The organism is Pseudoalteromonas sp. S327 (assembly GCF_005886415.1).
Lineage (GTDB): Bacteria > Pseudomonadota > Gammaproteobacteria > Enterobacterales > Alteromonadaceae > Pseudoalteromonas > Pseudoalteromonas atlantica.
The window spans coordinates 63913-81258 of the sequence record NZ_PNDP01000076.1 but is presented as its reverse complement, the minus strand read 5'-3'; the positions used below and the strand labels follow the sequence as shown (position 1 = coordinate 81258).

The window sequence follows — 17346 nt, the reverse complement described above, 5'->3', positions numbered from 1 at the left end:
TGTTAAACTTGAAAGTTTTTAAAACTAAGTTTTACTCGACTTACTAAGTAGCTCTTGCCTCGCTATGCGTTGCGCTCTGCCGTCTCAGTGGGGTCGCATTATAGGGAGAACGGATTTTTACGCAAGCGTTTTTTAATAAAAACTATAAATAAAAGCTCTTTCGTGCATTTTTCACTCTAAAGAGCCAAAGACAGTACAAAAAACAAACTAAACCTATACACAAAAGCCAGTTTGTTTTAAATATAACGATGTATAAAACGCAAAAAGCACCTATAAGGTGCTTTTAAGTTAATTTATTAACTGCGCGTATTAATACAAAATACTATAAAGCTTTCTTCTGTATTTTGCTGCAAGTGCATCTCCATCTGGTAGAGAAGCGATAATTGCTAAAAAGCTTGCTTTAGCGTCATTAAAGTTAAGATCCTTTTTAAGTACGCTGAACAGTGTTTCGAGTGCTTCTTCTTTTCGTCCTGCATCATTTAGCAATTGGCTTAACTCTATTTTCAGGTCTAAGTCATTTGGGTACTTTTCTACTTGCGATTGCTTTTCTTTTATCTCTGGCGAGTCGGTAGCTTCTAGAGCCGCTTCGCATTTAGCTTTTATATTATGAAAATAAGCATCTTGCTCTTGGGCGTCAATTGTATCAATGAGTGCTTGCGCATCATCTAACTTGTGTATTTGAATGCATATATCGGCTAACACAAGCTTTATACGTGCGTTTGCACTGTCTATTTCATACGCTTGCTTTGCGTAATTAAATGCAGCATTTAGATCCGACTTTAATAATGCTTGTTTTGCTTGTTCAAGAAGTAGGTCCTGTTGCGCTGGTAAATGCTTACTCAGGGCTTCGCGAATTTGCGCGTCTGTTTGTGCACCCGCTAATAAATCTACTGGAGCTGAATCTTTTAACAACACAAGTGTAGGTAAGGTTTGCAAGCCAACCTGCTGCGCTAATTGCGAGGCGAGTGCTTGTTCTGCGTCACAATCAAGATTAGCCACTACAATATGGTCTTTATATTGCGTAGCTAAATTTTCTAATATACCGATTTGGCTAATACACTCAGGACTTTGTGGCGAGTGGAAGTTAAGCAGCACCAACTTTTGTTGTGATGTTTCACCGAGTACTTGCTGAAGGTTTTGTGCGTTGATACTAACTATGTTGCTCATTGAATTAATTGCCATATTCATTTATTTAGGTTTTTATATGGAGACGAACATAATAAATACAAGTATTAAATACTTTCAAATAATGAGGGAAAACATGAAAATCACCTATCTAGCTGCAGCATTTATGATAGCAAGCCCACTTACTTACGCTAAGTCACTAAACTTAGATTTAACTAAGAGTATGCCAGCTATTGAAAAGTTTTACCTCGACTTACATCAATCTCCAGAGCTTTCATATCACGAACAAGAAACTGGCCAAAAAATAGCATCGCAATTAACAAACCTTGGGTTTGACGTAACAGATAATGTGGGCGGCTACGGTGTGGTAGGGATTTATAAAAATGGCACCGGCCCTACAATAATGATTCGTACTGATACCGATGGCCTACCAATCACAGAGCAAACCGGTAAACCTTATGCATCTAAAGTACAAGTGACCAATGAGCATGGGAATAAAGTAGGTGTAATGCATGGCTGTGGCCACGATATACATATGAGCTCGTTTATTGGTACTGCTGAGCAACTTATTGCCCATAAAGATAAGTGGCAAGGAACGTTAATGATGGTTGCGCAACCTGCAGAAGAAGTTGGCGGTGGAGCAAAAGCCATGTTAAGTGAAGGCTTATTTAGTAAATATGCTAAGCCTGATCATGTTATGGCGCTGCATGTTAGTGCCAGCGTGCCTGCGGGTAAGGTATCAATGAAAAATGAATACACCATGGCAAGTGTTGATTCGGTAGATATAACTATAAAAGGTAAAGGCGGACACGGCGCCTACCCGCACACTACTGTAGACCCTGTAGTTATTGCGGCGCGTACGGTATTAGCATTACAAACAATCACAAGCCGCGAGCTTTCTCCACTTGAGCCTTCCGTTGTGACTGTGGGCTCTATTCATGGTGGCTCAAAGCATAATGTGATTTCCGATGAAGTAAAACTACAGCTTACACTTAGAAGCTACAACCCAGAGGTACGTACGGCGCAAATAGCAGCAATAAAACGTATTACAGCGGGTATTGCTCAAAGTGCTGGCCTTACTGAGTCACACTACCCTGTTGTTCACGTTCATGAAGATGAATCTATTCCATCTACTTACAATAACCCTCAGCAAACTAATATTGTTAGGAGTGCTATTGCTGATGCAATTGGCGAAACTAATGTACTTGAGACAAAAGCGGTTATGGCTGGTGAAGATTTTGGACTGTACGGTAGAACTGATGAAAACATTCCTATTACGTTATTTTGGTTAGGTGGAGTAAACCAGCAGCAATATACAAATGCGATGAAAAGTAACCGAACACTTCCCTCATTACACTCAAGTAAATTTGCGCCAGATTATAAAGTAGCATTACCGACCGGTATAAAAGCCATGAGTAACGCTGTAGTCGCATTATTTAATAAAAAATAAGCCGTATTTGAGAGCTCAGCGATTAAGTGGTTGCTGAGCTCTTTTTATAATTTGATTTTTTAAATGCTGCTTTTTTACCACCCATAGCAAAGCGCTTTTTAGGTGGTGTTTTAGGTAGCTTTGAAAATACATGGCTATCACAACTAGCTGCTTGCTGTACAAAACCTTCAAGCTCCACCAGCAGTGGTTGTAAAAATTGTTGGTAGCTCATTGCTTGTTGAGCAATGTTGCCTAAACTCGCCTCCCATTTAGCGGTCAAATCGGGGCTAGCTAAACCCTCTGGTAAAACACTAATAAGTGCCAAGCCTGTTTGCGTTGCTTTAATTGATTTACCTTCGCGCTTTAAAAAACGACGCCTAAATAATAATTCAATAATGCCTGCGCGGGTTGCCTCTGTTCCTAGCCCATCGGTCTCTTTGAGTATTTTTTTAATTTGTGAATCTTTTACATAACGACTAATGCCGGTCATGGCACTTAGCAATGTTGCATCAGTAAAATGAGACGGTGGCGTAGTGTGTTTTTCTATAACTTCACCTTTAGTGCAGTTAAGCGCCATGCCTTTTGTTAAATGAGGCAAGGTTGCTTCATCTTTTAGCTCGGCTTTGCCCATTAATACCTTAAACCCTAAGCTTACATCTTGCTTTGCATTGGCTTTAAATAAACCTCCCGCAATTGTTACCTCTACTTTAGTTTCGTTATAAATATAATCGGGGTAAAACTGAATTAGGTAATGCCTGCTAATAAGTTGATATACTTTTGCTTCATCAGGCGCCAAAGTCGCTGTTTTTAGTTGTTTGGCGGTAGGTACAATTGCATGGTGTGCAGCCACTTTTGCATCGTTAAAACATTTGCTGCGTTTTTTAGCGTCTGCCCCATTCACAAACTCAGTATTTTGACCGCCATTAGCTGCAATTGCTTTTAAAATTACAGGCGCATCTAAATGATGCTCTTTAGGCAAATAACGATTATCAGAACGAGGGTAAGTAATTAACTTATGACGCTCATAGAGCGTTTGGCAAATATCGAGTACTTGCTGAGCAGCCATACCAAATGCCTTTGCAGCATCTATTTGCAGTGCCGATAAATTATAAGGCAGCGGCGCGCTTTGTTTTTTTTGTTTTTGTTCGAGCGCAGTGACTTCAGCTGGTTGATTGGCTATTCGCGAAGCGACGTTTTCGGCTAATGCATTATTTAAAACGCGGCCCTCTTCATCTTGGTACGGCTCGCAGGCTTTGCTTGGTACCCACTTGGCCACAAAGCTTTGCTGCTCAGGGGTTATTAAATGCGCCAACACTTCATAAAATGGTTTTGACACAAAGTTAGCTATTTCGTTATCCCGATTAACCACTAAACCTAAAATTGGGGTTTGTACGCGACCCACCGACAACACATTGCCAAAGCCTGCTTTTTGTCCCGCCAGCGTATAAGCACGCGTAAGGTTCATACCAAATAGCCAATCTGCACGTGAACGCGCAAGCGCCGACACACTAAGCGGAATAAATTCACGATTTGAACGCATAGTAGTAAGCGCTTTTTTTACCGCCGCTAAATTTAAATCACTTATAAGTAAACGTTGAATGCTTTGCTTTTTGGTTTTACTTATTTTGGCTTGCTCTATGACTTCATCAACCAACAATTGGCCTTCGCGGTCGGGATCGCCCGCATGCACGAGTACTGATGCCTGCTTAATTAGCTTTTTTAAAATAGTTAATTGTTTACGCGTTTTCGTTTTTGCCTTGAGCTGCCATTGCTGTGGCACTATGGGGAGGTGTTCAAATTGCCACTTTTTAAAACGCGCATCATAATCATCAGGTTCAGCTTGCTCTAGTAAGTGCCCTATACACCACGAGACACAGTCACCATTAGCCACTTCTATATAACCATCGTGTTTTTTATGTGGTTTTGGCAATGCATCAGCAATAGCTCTGCCAAGTGATGGCTTTTCTGCGATATAGAGTTTCATGGGAGTTGCTCACTAACTGTTTATATGAACAGTAGTTTAGCACAGCTATTTTAGGGGGAGGGAGTTTTATATTTACTACTAATCTGGTCTTCTTTGTTTTTAACTAAAATATAAATAAGAGGGAGGTAACATACTACTACAGTAGAAATATTAATCAGAGGTAAAAGAGTTTTATACATTAAAGTACTATAAGATAAATCCCATAAATGGCGATCTACAACTCTGAACAACTGTAAAGTTGGGGCCATTACAACCACAAGTTGCCCTAATACACATTGCCATAAATAAACTTTATCTTTTAAGCCTAGATAAGCAATTAATGCCATCCAAGCAATATCATTAAAAGCCCAAATGACGTACCTGTAAATGTTAATATCTTTATCAAACGTTTTTAAAGGCTCATATATAAAAGCACCAAATAAGAAAAAAGCACTCGTGATACAAACAAACCTGAGTGCTAAATAATCTTTTCGTAGAAAAAAAATAACTATAGCTGGAAGTAAAAACAAAACCCAGCTGAGCTCAATAAATGCATATAACTCATTGAACCATCTAAACATAGTTAATCATTAGTCTTATCATCGTCACCACCAGAACCATTTCCCGGCATATAGCAATATTTATCGATTATTTTCACAGAAACACCATTACATATGTTAAAGAAATGTACTTTAAGCTAAAATAATGAACTTGCCAAGATACTTAGGCGATTAAGTACCTTAAAAAGAAACTTAATTAGAGAAATTAGCGCCCGCTACTCGCCTAGCGCACATCAATAGGGTCTGACTCTTTAGCCTTACCTTGTAAGATTGATATTTCTACTCGGCGATTTCTACGCCTATCTTCGTTTGAATCATTCGGAACAAGTGGACGAGTATCAGCACGCCCTACGACCATCATACGGTTTTTATCAAACCCTTGTACCGTTTGTAATTCGCTTGCTACTGCTACAGCACGCTTTGACGATAAGTCCCAGTTATTAATATACAACTCGTTAGAAACCTGAAAATCATCGGTGTGACCCGATACCGTAATTTCTCCAGGTACATCTTTTAATAACTCACCAATATCTTGAATTATGGGCTTAAACTTAGGTTGTAAAAAAGCACTGCCAGAGGGAAATGAGCCATTTTCACGGATACGAATAATGATTTGCTGTCCTAAAGATTCAAGCTCGATTGCACCGTCGATAATTTGTTTTTCGAGCTGTTGTGCTATTTTTTTCACTAACTCGTTAGTTTGTTCTTGATCGGCGGCTGAAGTTGCTTGCTCTGAAGATTGCTGCTGCGATGTACTACGTGACTCGCCACCACGCTTATCGCCACGTTGCTCTTGTCTACCACCAGCAGAGCTTTCATCACCCGCTTGAAACTCTAACATTTGCTGGGTCATTTCAACCGTTTGTTGCTGAATGGTTTCTATCGGGGTAGGTTCAGGCTTACCAGGGGTAAATTCCATAGCAATAACCGAGGTCCCTTTAGGGATATCTTTTACTTCTATTTTGTTTTGCACACCAAATGCAAACTTCATCGAGCCTGCTATTTGCTTAAATTTAAGTACATCCATTTCTGAAAACGCGAGCAAAAGTACAAAAAAGCACATTAAAAGCGACATTAGGTCGGCAAATGTTCCCATCCAAGCAGGCAAACCTGGGGGTGGGCATTTGCACTCTTGATCAGACATGGTTACTCCTCGGTATCTACTTTGCGCTTAGACTCAGCAAGGTAGTTTTTCAAAATACCTTCAATTACTTTCGGGTTTTGGCCATCTTGAATACCTAAAATAGCATCCAGTATTAGACGCTGATTCATGGCTTCTTCGTCTTTACGAAGCTCCAGTTTTACCTGAATAGGAATAGCCACTACATTTGCTAAAAATGCACCATATAAAGTAGTTAATAATGCCACCGCCATTGCGGGGCCAATGGCTTTAGGGTCATCCATGTTAGATAACATAGCAACTAAGCCTATTAACGTACCTATCATACCCATTGCTGGGGCTATATCGGCAAGTGACTTAAATAAACCGGCGCCCAGTTCGTGACGAGTAGTGGTTAAAGAAATGTCTTTTTGAAGCGTGGCACGAACTACATCAGCATCGTGGCCATCAACGAGCATATCTACACCTTTGCGCATAAAAGGGTTTGGTATTTCGGCTTCTTCGAGGGCTAAAAACCCCCCTTTACGGGCTGAATCAGCAAGTTCAACTGCTTTTTCAATCAGCTCTTCTGGCGATTCGATTTTAAACATAAATGCTTTACCAACAACCTTACCTATGCCCAAAAACTGCGACAAGGTAAAGTTTGATAACACAATAAATAGTGAGCCACCAAATACAATTACACTAGAAGGCGCATCGGCAAACATCCCCATTTCACCGCTACTACTCATAAACATGGACATGACAATTAAACCAATTGCGCCAAGGATCCCAATTATGGTTGCTAAATCCACATTTCCTCCAAAGTATTATACTTTGTTATTCAAACTTTTATTATTAACTGCTTATCGGCAAGATACTGAAATACTTAAGCCATTTTTGAAAAAAGTGTAAAACACTGTGTTTGGCCTAATTTTAGATCAAGATACCCTACTCGCCTAGCGACTGATTAATTTTATTGTACACAGTGAGCACTAATACGCATCTTATACATGGTAAAAATACGATTTAAACTGATATAACTCAAAAAACAACGATCATCCTTTGACCTAGTTTAGCATTCCCCCTAAAATTGGCTCCTAAATTTATCATGCTGGCTGAAATTAAACATGGCGACTAAAAAACCTGAAAACCTAAGTTTTGAACAAGCACTCGAAGAACTATCAACCATTGTCGGTGAAATGGAACAAGGTGATTTATCGCTTGAACAGTCGTTAAAGCAATTTGAGCGTGGTATAGCCTTAGCTAACGCCTCAACGGGTAAGTTACAACAAGCAGAACAAAAAGTGTCTATTTTGATGGGTAATGACGAAAAAGCAGCGCTTACTTCATTTAACAACGATATGGAATAACCGTGAGCATACAAGAAAAAATAGAATGTGCTCAACAAGATGTCGTAAAGACCCTGCAACAGTACTTTGATCAATCCCTTGATACTGCACACACAGTAAAAGAAGCCACGCAGTACGGCTTATTTAACGGTGGCAAGCGTTTACGCCCCTTTTTAGTCTACGCAAGTGGTGAAATGCTCGGAGCTAATAAGCAAGATTTAGATATTCTTGCTGCTGCTATTGAGTGTATTCATAGCTACTCGTTGGTGCACGATGATTTACCAGCCATGGATGATGACGACCTTCGCCGTGGACGCCCAACTTGCCATATAGAGTTTGACGATGCGCATGCAATTTTAGCGGGCGATGCACTTCAAACATTGGCCTTTGAGCTTATCTCGGCTCACAATTTTACCTGCAGCGCATCAACACAAGTAAAAATGATCAGCGCACTGGCTAAAGCATCGGGGCTAGAAGGCATGGTAGGCGGGCAAGGGCTAGATATTGCAGCCACAGATAAAGTGATTACAGTACAACAGCTTGAACGAATTCATAGATTAAAAACGGGTGCCTTAATCAACTGTGCCATTACATTGGGTGCATTATGTAGCGAAAAAGCAGACAAACAAACCTTAGAAAACTTACGTGTTTTTGGGTATGCTATAGGGCTGGCATTTCAAGTGCACGACGACATTTTAGATGTTGAAGGTGACACATTTACTTTAGGTAAGCCACAAGGCTCTGATTTAGCTGCTAATAAAGCAACTTATCCGGCCCTATTAGGTATGCAAGGTGCCAAGCAAATGGCGCAAAATTTAATAGAGCAAGCGCATCAAGCATTAAACAAAATAGATGCTGATACCTCTACTCTAGCGGCGCTGGCAAACTACCTGATTAAACGTGACCATTGAGTGTTACATATACGTATTGCCATTTAGCACTGACATTATTACTCAACAGCGGTAACAACTAATAAGTTAGCACCGGTGTTAGCGAAGGATAAAATAAATACCATGACACTTGATAGTAGCAAGTATCCATTACTTAACTTGGTTGACGAACCAGCCCACTTACGCGATATAGCGCAAGATAAACTCCCTGCGTTTAGCAACGAGTTACGAGACTATTTACTCAACTCTGTTTCGCAAAGTAGCGGCCATTTAGCGTCTGGTTTAGGAACTGTTGAGCTTACCGTTGCTCTACATTATGTGTATAACACACCAGAAGATCGCCTTGTATGGGATGTAGGCCATCAAGCGTACCCGCATAAAATTTTAACGGGACGACGCGATTTAATGCATACTATTCGCCAAAAAGACGGATTACATCCATTCCCTTTTCGTGAAGAAAGCCAATACGATACCTTTAGCGTAGGCCATTCAAGTACCTCTATTTCGGCAGCGCTTGGTATGTCTATTGCGGCTAAAAAAGAAGGTAAAGGCCGCAAAACTGTTGCCGTTATAGGCGATGGCGCCATTACAGCAGGTATGGCATTTGAAGCAATGAACCACTTAGGCGATGTAAAATCTGACATGTTAATCATTTTAAATGATAACGAAATGTCGATTTCTGAAAACGTCGGTGCGTTAACTAATCACTTTGCGCGTATTTTATCTGGCAGCTTTTACACAAATATTCGCGAAGGCAGTAAAAAGTTACTCTCTGGCGTGCCTCCTGTTAAAGAGCTTGCCAGTAAAGTAGAAGAGCACCTAAAAGGAATGGTTATTCCAGGTACCTTTTTTGAAGAACTAGGTCTTAATTATATTGGCCCAATTGATGGCCACGATGTAAATATGCTCGTAGATACACTGCGTAATATGCGTAATTTAAAAGGGCCTCAGCTTTTACATATAAAAACTCAAAAAGGAAAAGGCTATAAACCCGCAGAAGCTGATCCTATTGGCTATCACGGTGTGCCAAAGTTTGACCCTAATACATCAAGCTTACCTAAATCTAAACCTGGCGCCGCCACTTTCTCTAAGGTGTTTGGTGACTGGTTGTGTGATATGGCCGAGCAAGATAAAAAATTAATGGCTATTACGCCTGCAATGCGTGAAGGCTCAGGTATGGTGCGTTTTTCAAAAGAACACCCAGAGCAATATTTCGATGTAGCTATAGCTGAGCAGCACGCTGTCACATTGGCCGCCGGTTTTGCCTGTGAAGGGTTAAAACCCGTTGTAGCTATTTACTCGAGCTTTTTACAACGTGCTTATGATCAACTTATCCATGATGTTGCACTGCAAAACTTACCTGTGCTTTTTGCTATAGACCGCGCTGGTATTGTAGGCGCCGACGGCGAAACACACCAAGGTGCGTACGACTTAAGCTTTATGCGCTGTATTCCCAACATGGTTATTATGGCCCCTAGTGATACTAACGAGTGCCGCCATATGCTTTATACCGGTTATAAGGCTAATTGCCCTGTAGCAGTTCGCTACCCTCGTGGTAGTGCCGGTACTGCCGATATTCAAAGCGAAATGACGCTACTAGAAATAGGCAAAGCCAATACCATTAAACAAGGCGCTAAAATTGCTATTTTATCCTTTGGTACTTTGCTTGAAAACGCGCAACTTGCTGCAAATGAGCTAGGTGCAACGCTAGTTAATATGCGCTTTATTAAGCCACTTGATACAAGTTTATTAGATGAGCTTAGCCAAACTCATGATGTAATAGTAACGCTTGAAGACAACGCTATTTGTGGTGGCGCAGGCTCAGCGGTTAATGAATATTTAGCAGCGCAAAAAGCCAACCTAAAGGTGCTTAACTTAGGTATTCCTGATGAATTTATTAAGCACGGCACACAAGCGCAAATGCACGATGAAATGGGCTTAGGCGAACAAGGCATTTTAAATTCAATAAAATCGTTTATCGCTTAATTATTTTTGCTAGCTAGCTTTTAAAGGGAGCCTGATGGCTCCTTTTTTGTTTTTTATTTTTAAATATTTGCATCCAATGTGTATTTCTACGCGTTATCTCTATGAGGTTAACACAGTAAATAGTACGTACTGAGGAGTATAAACAGGCACGTTATTTACTTTCATTTGATGGAATATTAAAAGGTAAAAATGATGAAAAAAGCTAATTTAACTCACCTTCATACACAAAACAGTTCACTTAAACGCCCCCTTTGTTTTTCAGCATTAGCGCTTGGGATAGTACTTGGTATTTCAGGGTGTAGCGGTGATGATGGAGAAAACGGTTTAGCCGGTACGCCGGGAGCAGATGGTCAAGATGGAAACGATGGCACAAACGGTAACCCCGGCTTTAGTGCAGCCACGTTTATTTTAGCTAATAACGGCGAGCAAAACGCAGGCACTGTTGATTTAATAAACCAGGACGCTGCCAAATTAAAGACCTTTAATACCACTGCAAATGAAGGCGTAGCCTTTGATAGCCTCGGTAATTTAATACAAGCAAGCGACAGCGAAAATGGTAGCATTAAAACTATATGCCAACTTGCCAATCGCGATGATGGTGCAAGCTTTAGTACTAATCAAGACCGTGAAATTACAGGCCCTGCCACTACACTAGTTAATCCTAAGGGCATAGCGATTGCAAAAAATAGCGGGCTGATATTTATAGCTGATTTTGGTGCCATGCAAATTACCACATTTGGCAGTGCTGCAGCGGGAGATGCCGCGCCGCTTGCTACCACTGTTACCGAAGCCGCCCCGTGGGATGTTGATTATGACCACGTAAACGACCGACTTTATGTAGCACTTACCAACGGTGATGTCGCGGTTTATGATAATTTTGTAAGCGGTGAATTTACCGCTATGCCAAGTCGTACTATTACACCAAGCGATGCCGATGGTGTGCAAATATCGGTAAATATTCACGGCATTGTTTATGATGAAACCACCAATAAACTTATTTTATCGGATGTTGGTAGCGCATCAGATGCTACCGATGGCGCGCTTTTTGTTATTAATAATGCCTCAACTGCGCAAGGTAATACATCTGTTGCACGCAGTATTTCAGGCCCTGCGACTATGCTAGGCAACCCTGTAGATATTACCCTTGAGGGTAGCGATTTACGTGTGGCCGAAAAATCAAACGATGCAATTTTAGTGTTTAGTAATATATTTGCCGGTGAAAGTGGCGATATAGCGCCCGATTTAAGTACTGCGTCTACTAAGCCAGAGTCAATTACTAACACGCTAACTCAAAGCTCAATGGCTGATATATCAGATAGTACTGAGCCTAATATGGCGCTATTAGGCGTAGCCGTATCCAGTAATCCAAGCACTGCGGGTGATACAACAGGCCAAATTAGCCGTTTAAATACAGCATTAAGTAGCGAACTTGCAAGCTATAATGCAAGCCAAACGATAGAAAGCGTTAGCTTTGATAAAGCAGGTAATAGCTACGCAACATTCGATAATGCCAGTACAGGAATGGGCGGAATCGTCATCTCTACTAAAGTGGCTTATAACCGTGATGGCGAAACATTTAACGCCAGCCAAGATAGACTGATTTCAGGAAGCAATACAGGCCTTATTTCACCTAAAGGATTAGATATTGCCTCCGATAGTGGAATGATTTTTGTGGCTGAAAATAATGAAACCACGCCGAGCATTGCTATATTTTCAAGCTGTGCCACCGGCGACGCATCACCTCTTATGACCTTAACTTTTGCCAATAATGCACGCCCGTGGGATGTTGATTACGACAGTAACACTGACCGCGCTTTTGTTGCGCTAACCAATGGCACTGTAGCGGTATTTGATCAAGTTAAAAATAAGCTACTAAGTGGCGAGACCACAATAAGTACAGAAGATAGATTAATTACACCTGCCAATAATTCACAAGCACTGGCAGCGCCTACCAATATTCATGGAATAGATTACGACTCATTAAGTGGTGCGTTAATACTTTCTGATGTAGGCAGCGCAGCCGTTGCTGACGATGGCAAAATTTATGTATTAAATAATACCGCAAATGCCTCGGGACTAGTTAATATAAGCGCGACGATTAGCGGGCCCAATACATTATTAGGAAACCCTGTTGATATTATGTATAGCGGAACCAATTTATACGTTGCCGAAAAGTCTAACAACGTAGTTATGCGCTTTAATAATATTTTAAGTACCGCAGGGGGAGATATAAGTGCCGATGCAAGTATGGCATTTAGTGCACCTGAGTCAGTGGCTATTTTACCAGCGTGGCTAAACCAGTAATTAAATAGCGTTACCCTCACCATGCCTAACCTACTTTTGTAGGTTGGGCATTATCGCATCCACACTTTAATATCTGCTAAGCCATTACTTTGTAAAATACCCAGCTGCTGATCTACATTCGAATTTTGCTCAAACTCAAACGCATCCAACTGTTTATCAAACGTAATATTTGCGACACCGTCACCACCGCGTTTTTTAACCTGATGAAGCGCTATATCGGCTAAGTTTATCGACGTTTCCCAGCTTATTACTTGCCCACCTAAAAGTGGCAGTGGGTAAAAAGACCACCCCAATGAAGCCGTAATATTAGTTGTTTTACCGTTTGGTAATTGAAACGAATTTAAAGCAATTGCTTGGCATAAATCAGAGGCATAGCTGTCAATCATGTTGCACTTAAAATCGCGCAGCAATAATAAAAACTCATCCCCACTCCAGCGTGCTACATAGTCAGAGCCTTGGGTACGTGAATTAAGTAATGCTGCCATTTGTTGTAAGCAGCTATCTCCTGCTATTGGGCCATATGCATCGTTTATACGGCTAAAGTTATCAAAGTTGATAATAAGCAGTACAAGTGACTTACCTTGCGCTTGTAAAGACTGTGCATTACGTTGGAAGTGCTCAATATCTTTAGGGAGCTGATCAAACAAAAAGCGACGACTACGTAGCCCTGTAAGCTCATCTGAGTGACTAACTAGTTTAAGCTGTGAGTTTACTTGGCCTAATTTATCGTTAGCTTGGCGCAGCTCTAATGTACGCTCTGTAACTAGGGCTTCGAGTACTTCTTGCTTGCGGCGCTCTTGCGCTCTAAATACCCAAAAAATAAAGTAAAACAGTAAAATAAACCCACTAACGATTAGCAATCTAAAGTAAATAGTTTCGTCAAAGCGTTGCGGTACTACAAATGCATACTCGATAGTTTGCGCTCTGTCCCAATCTTCGCCTTGGCGTTTTGCCTCAAGCTCAAATAAAAATGATCCCGCCGGTAAGTTTGTATAAATGGCTTCCCGGCGTGCATTAGCATAGCGCCAATCACTATCTAACCCACTTAACTTATATCTAAACTCAATACTATTTGGCGCATAATAATCGATGGCGGTGTACTTTAACGTTATGTCGCGCTCATCAGTATCTAGTAAAGGCTTTTCGCCCAATGCTGCGGTAGTTAACGCGCGCAGTGGTGTGGTTAGTGTTTCTACTTTAGGCTTTAATACATTTAAGCCAAATAGCTCGGTATTTTTAGGTATTTCTACAATGCCTTGTAAGCTTGGGTACCAAATTGAATAATCGGTCATGGCAACGGCATCGTGTCCTAAACCGTTACAACACTGGCTTGCTTTACCATCGAGCTGCCTATCAAAAGAAGAAATAACCTCTTCCACTTTTAAGCTCGACACCTCTGATTTAAATTGCGCTACTGGCATACGGTAAACACCTTTCATGGTACTTACCCATACACGCTTATAGGTTTTGTCATACTCTAGGCTAAAAATAGAGCCATAAGGTAAGCCGTTGGCTGCATCTAACTGTCGCCAATGCCCTTGCAAACTTCTGTAAAATAAGCCGTCATTAAGCGAGCCAATTAAAATACCTACGCCATCTATGTGTAATACGCTGGTGATGTATGCACTTTCGAGCGAGGTTTGGTCACCTATTTTTTCAATGCCGCGGTCAGTAAAGTAATACGCCCCTTTACTGGTCCCTATTACACCAAAGTTTGCTTTATCGAGCACATACGTTATAAATTTACTGCCTAAAAAGGCATTGTATGCAAAGGGTGTTAACCCGCCATAACTTAGCCTATACAAGCCACGCCCTGTACCTATCCAAAAACCACCTTTGCTTGATGGGCTAATAGCAAATACCGGATTGTCGCGCAGGGCTCTGCCAGGAAAGCTATATAGTTTATCTTGCTCGTAAAAAAACAGCCCTCGTCCGGTCGCTATATATAAACGCGAGCCATCAAACTGTAAGTCGTGTACTGTTGCGCGGCCAAATTGCGCACTGGGTATTTTATTGACAAAGTTTTTATTTAAATCGAAATAACCAATACCGCTTTTATTTGCCACCCATAAATTACCATCGGGCGCTTGGCTGATTGCCATAACGGCCTCTGTCATTTGCGATAAAGCAGAGTGGCGTTCTATACGCCCTTCGTGTGCAAGCCATAAGCCTTCGCTAAAACTTGCAAGCCAAATATTATTTTGACTATCGCGGTAAATATCGGCAAACCAAATACTTTGATCTAGCTGACTTGGCTCAACCCATTGCCACTCACCCGACTTAGCTCTAAAAAGTAGTCGTCCATACGTAGAAACCCATAAGCCACCATTGGTGTCGCTCATAAATTTATACACAGCTGAGTTATTCGCATTCGGCAGCGGAAAAGGTCTTAGTTCATCGTCTAAATCTAAAAAGTAAGCACCCAGTTCAGAGGCTAAATATAAATTACCATTTAAAAAAGACAGATCATGAACAATGGTTTGTGCTAACCGCTCAGGCAATGACACCTTAGCTGTTAACTCCAATCTGAGTTTTGAAAAATCAGAGGCGCTTTTAGTTAAGCGTAGTAAATGACGGTCGTTGACAAGCCAAATCCCCTCTGGAGAAAGCGCCATTTGACTAACCGACCCCACTATTTGGGTGATCACAGTGGCATTTACAATAGGAACGAGTTCGTTCGCTTTATCACGTAAATCAACTTGGTTGCGGTCTACATAATAAAGCCCATTAGCTGCAATCCAAATGCTGCCCTTGGCATCTTCTAATATGTCTCTAACTGGGCCTTTAATATTAAATTCTTGTGCGGCAAGCGTTTGCGGGTTTATGACCACCAAGCCACTTTTAGTGCCCACCCACAGATAGCCATTACTATCTATGAGCAGTTTATTAATACCATTGCTTGGCAAAAAAGGACTATTTTGTGTGTTGTAATTAGTGAACGTTGTGCCGTCAAAGCGACTAAGACCAAATTGCGTTCCGACCCACATATAGCCTTGCTGATCTTGCACAACACTTTTTAGCGATTGCGAGGGCAAGCCATCTTTGATATTCCATTGCTTAACAACGTAATCAGTAATAGAAGCCCAACTTGGCATGGCACACAACATAAGTACACATACCAGTAAAAATCGCATCATTTCGCTGCCACCTAGTTAAACAAATAAAACACAAAAATTAAAAGGGTAGTAAACCTGCTTTTATTAACGCTTGCAAACAAATAAGCGAAAAAATACCGGCAAGTACATCATCTGCCATTATACCCACGCCACCGTCCATTCGCTTATCGAGCGTTTTGATCGGGCCAGGTTTGGCAATATCAAAAAATCTAAATAATAAAAAGCCTACAAGTAAGGTTTGCCAACTAAGCGCTGCACCTATCATCGTAATGTAATAACCCGCAACTTCATCCCACACTATAGCTGGGTGGTCGTGCACACCTAAATCATCGGCGGTTTTGCCACACGCCCAAATACCAAAAATACTAATAACCACGGCAAACACGATTTGTAGCCAAAGCGGAAAATACATGGTCATAAAAATAAATGGTAAAGCAGCAAATGTACCAAAGGTGCCTGGCGCAACAGGCGCAAGGCCAGTGCCAAACCCTAGGCCAAATAACTGGTGCGGGCGCTTTAAATTAAACTGTTTTTTGCTAGTCAAACCTGCTCCTTGGCAAAGTGCTCAAAGCCCTGTTGCTCAAAATTAAATTTTTCACCGTGGTGTAAAAGCTCAATGTGCCCTTCGCCACTTTTTATTTGCCCTATGCACGTTGCTTCTACGCCGTATTGACGTAATTTAAGCTCCAACATGCTTTTATTATCTTCAGAGACAGTAAAAAGTAATTCGTAGTCATCGCCATAGCCTAAAATATACGGCAATTGCGCCTCAAAGCTCAGGCTTGAACGCATAGCGTCTGAGGTTGGGATGTTTTCAATATTTATACTGGCGCTGACTTGTGACATATCAAGTATGTGGCTTAAATCCGCCATAAGGCCATCAGACACATCAATAGCTGATGAAGCAAGGCCACGTAATACTTGCCCTGCAGCCACCCGTGGAGTGGGGTAATCAAAGCGGCTATTTATGTACTTTAAGTGCTCAGGCTCAATACTTAGGCCACGCTTGCGAGATTCAATAGCCAAGCCTGCATCACCTAGCGTGCCGGTTACACATACCCAGTCGCCCACTTTAGCACCTGCACGGCGTAAAGCTTTGCCCTCTGGCACAGTGCCTTTAGCGCATATAGTAACTGTTAAAGGGCCCTGCGTAGTATCGCCACCAATTATTTGTACATTAAAGTACTCAGCAATTTCGTGCATTCCCTCAGTAAATTCTTCAATCCACTGCTGGTTAATATTTGGTAGGGTTAATGCCACCGACACCCAAGTAGGCTCAGCCCCCATGGCTGCTAAATCACTAAGATTTACGGCCAGTGCTCGGTGTCCTAATGCTCGGGGAGAAATGTCATCAAAAAAATGAACACCCGATACAAGCGTATCAGTTGTTACTGCAAGTTGGCAGTTTTGCGGAACGGTAACTAATGCACAGTCGTCCCCTATTCCTAGGCTTACATCACGACGAGTTATACCACGACCTTTAAAGTAGCGGTTTATTAATTCAAATTCCTTCATACACAAA

At 41.4% G+C, this 17346-nt stretch carries 13 protein-coding genes; 5 read left to right on the top strand and 8 right to left on the bottom strand.

Translation table 11 applies throughout. The features are described from left to right. Positions 1-309: 309 nt before the first annotated feature. Entirely contained in the window at positions 310-1167 is an 858-nt protein-coding gene (locus tag CWB60_RS19405) for a tetratricopeptide repeat protein (protein ID WP_024031324.1), read from the bottom strand. Between the two features lie 94 nt (positions 1168-1261). Here CWB60_RS19405 and CWB60_RS19400 point away from each other — a divergent pair, with 94 nt between their 5' ends. Then, on the top strand, positions 1262-2575 hold the full coding sequence (locus tag CWB60_RS19400; RefSeq protein WP_138579415.1) for a M20 metallopeptidase family protein: 1314 nt from the start codon (positions 1262-1264) through the stop codon (positions 2573-2575). Between the two features lie 22 nt (positions 2576-2597). On the opposite strand, the gene CWB60_RS19395 is transcribed toward CWB60_RS19400, so the two are convergent. The 4 genes from CWB60_RS19395 to pomA all read right to left on the bottom strand — a co-directional run bounded on the left by CWB60_RS19395 (position 2598) and on the right by pomA (position 6991). After that, complete coding sequence (locus CWB60_RS19395) at positions 2598-4538, bottom strand: DNA topoisomerase III (RefSeq protein WP_138579417.1); 1941 nt, start codon at positions 4536-4538, stop codon at positions 2598-2600. Positions 4539-4588: 50 nt separating this feature from the next. Then, entirely contained in the window at positions 4589-5098 is a 510-nt protein-coding gene (locus CWB60_RS19390; protein WP_096042163.1) for a hypothetical protein, read from the bottom strand. Between the two features lie 202 nt (positions 5099-5300). Beyond that, positions 5301-6221 carry a flagellar motor protein MotB gene (locus tag CWB60_RS19385; RefSeq protein WP_004586875.1) on the bottom strand — a complete coding sequence of 307 codons (921 nt, stop codon included), beginning with the start codon at positions 6219-6221 and terminating at the stop codon, positions 5301-5303. Between the two features lie 2 nt (positions 6222-6223). Then, the gene (pomA, locus tag CWB60_RS19380) at positions 6224-6991 is read right to left on the bottom strand and encodes a flagellar motor protein PomA (protein WP_004586874.1); all 768 of its coding nucleotides are present in this window, start codon (positions 6989-6991) and stop codon (positions 6224-6226) included. Between the two features lie 315 nt (positions 6992-7306). Here pomA and CWB60_RS19375 point away from each other — a divergent pair, with 315 nt between their 5' ends. The 4 genes from CWB60_RS19375 to CWB60_RS19360 all read left to right on the top strand — a co-directional run bounded on the left by CWB60_RS19375 (position 7307) and on the right by CWB60_RS19360 (position 12708). After that, positions 7307-7549: an exodeoxyribonuclease VII small subunit gene (locus CWB60_RS19375; protein ID WP_004586873.1), complete on the top strand. Its 243-nt coding sequence runs from the start codon at positions 7307-7309 to the stop codon at positions 7547-7549. A 2-nt stretch (positions 7550-7551) separates the two neighbouring features. After that, the gene (gene ispA, locus CWB60_RS19370) at positions 7552-8439 is read left to right on the top strand and encodes a (2E,6E)-farnesyl diphosphate synthase (protein ID WP_138579419.1); all 888 of its coding nucleotides are present in this window, start codon (positions 7552-7554) and stop codon (positions 8437-8439) included. Between the two features lie 102 nt (positions 8440-8541). Beyond that, positions 8542-10404 carry a 1-deoxy-D-xylulose-5-phosphate synthase gene (dxs, locus tag CWB60_RS19365; protein WP_138579421.1) on the top strand — a complete coding sequence of 621 codons (1863 nt, stop codon included), beginning with the start codon at positions 8542-8544 and terminating at the stop codon, positions 10402-10404. Positions 10405-10596: 192 nt separating this feature from the next. Beyond that, complete coding sequence (locus CWB60_RS19360; protein WP_138579423.1) at positions 10597-12708, top strand: hypothetical protein; 2112 nt, start codon at positions 10597-10599, stop codon at positions 12706-12708. Positions 12709-12758: 50 nt separating this feature from the next. On the opposite strand, the gene CWB60_RS19355 is transcribed toward CWB60_RS19360, so the two are convergent. The 3 genes from CWB60_RS19355 to thiL are packed head-to-tail and all read right to left on the bottom strand — an operon-like array spanning position 12759 to position 17339. Continuing rightward, the gene (locus tag CWB60_RS19355; protein ID WP_138579425.1) at positions 12759-15845 is read right to left on the bottom strand and encodes a ligand-binding sensor domain-containing diguanylate cyclase; all 3087 of its coding nucleotides are present in this window, start codon (positions 15843-15845) and stop codon (positions 12759-12761) included. Positions 15846-15882: 37 nt separating this feature from the next. Then, complete coding sequence (locus tag CWB60_RS19350; protein ID WP_024031690.1) at positions 15883-16368, bottom strand: phosphatidylglycerophosphatase A family protein; 486 nt, start codon at positions 16366-16368, stop codon at positions 15883-15885. Next, positions 16365-17339: a thiamine-phosphate kinase gene (gene thiL, locus CWB60_RS19345; protein ID WP_054983488.1), complete on the bottom strand. Its 975-nt coding sequence runs from the start codon at positions 17337-17339 to the stop codon at positions 16365-16367. Before thiL ends, CWB60_RS19350 begins: the two co-directional genes overlap by 4 nt. Positions 17340-17346 lie beyond the last annotated feature (7 nt).

What these genes read in the sequence shown, in the direction of transcription:
- CWB60_RS19355 (WP_138579425.1), bottom strand. Translation starts at nt 15,845, where the DNA reads ATGATGCGATTTTTACTGGTATGTGTACTTATGTTGTGTGCCATGCCA.
- CWB60_RS19395 (WP_138579417.1), bottom strand. Translation starts at nt 4,538, where the DNA reads ATGAAACTCTATATCGCAGAAAAGCCATCACTTGGCAGAGCTATTGCT.
- CWB60_RS19360 (WP_138579423.1), top strand. Translation starts at nt 10,597, where the DNA reads ATGAAAAAAGCTAATTTAACTCACCTTCATACACAAAACAGTTCACTT.
- dxs (WP_138579421.1), top strand. Translation starts at nt 8,542, where the DNA reads ATGACACTTGATAGTAGCAAGTATCCATTACTTAACTTGGTTGACGAA.
- CWB60_RS19390 (WP_096042163.1), bottom strand. Translation starts at nt 5,098, where the DNA reads ATGTTTAGATGGTTCAATGAGTTATATGCATTTATTGAGCTCAGCTGG.
- CWB60_RS19400 (WP_138579415.1), top strand. Translation starts at nt 1,262, where the DNA reads ATGAAAATCACCTATCTAGCTGCAGCATTTATGATAGCAAGCCCACTT.
- CWB60_RS19375 (WP_004586873.1), top strand. Translation starts at nt 7,307, where the DNA reads ATGGCGACTAAAAAACCTGAAAACCTAAGTTTTGAACAAGCACTCGAA.
- thiL (WP_054983488.1), bottom strand. Translation starts at nt 17,339, where the DNA reads ATGAAGGAATTTGAATTAATAAACCGCTACTTTAAAGGTCGTGGTATA.
- CWB60_RS19385 (WP_004586875.1), bottom strand. Translation starts at nt 6,221, where the DNA reads ATGTCTGATCAAGAGTGCAAATGCCCACCCCCAGGTTTGCCTGCTTGG.
- CWB60_RS19405 (WP_024031324.1), bottom strand. Translation starts at nt 1,167, where the DNA reads ATGAGCAACATAGTTAGTATCAACGCACAAAACCTTCAGCAAGTACTC.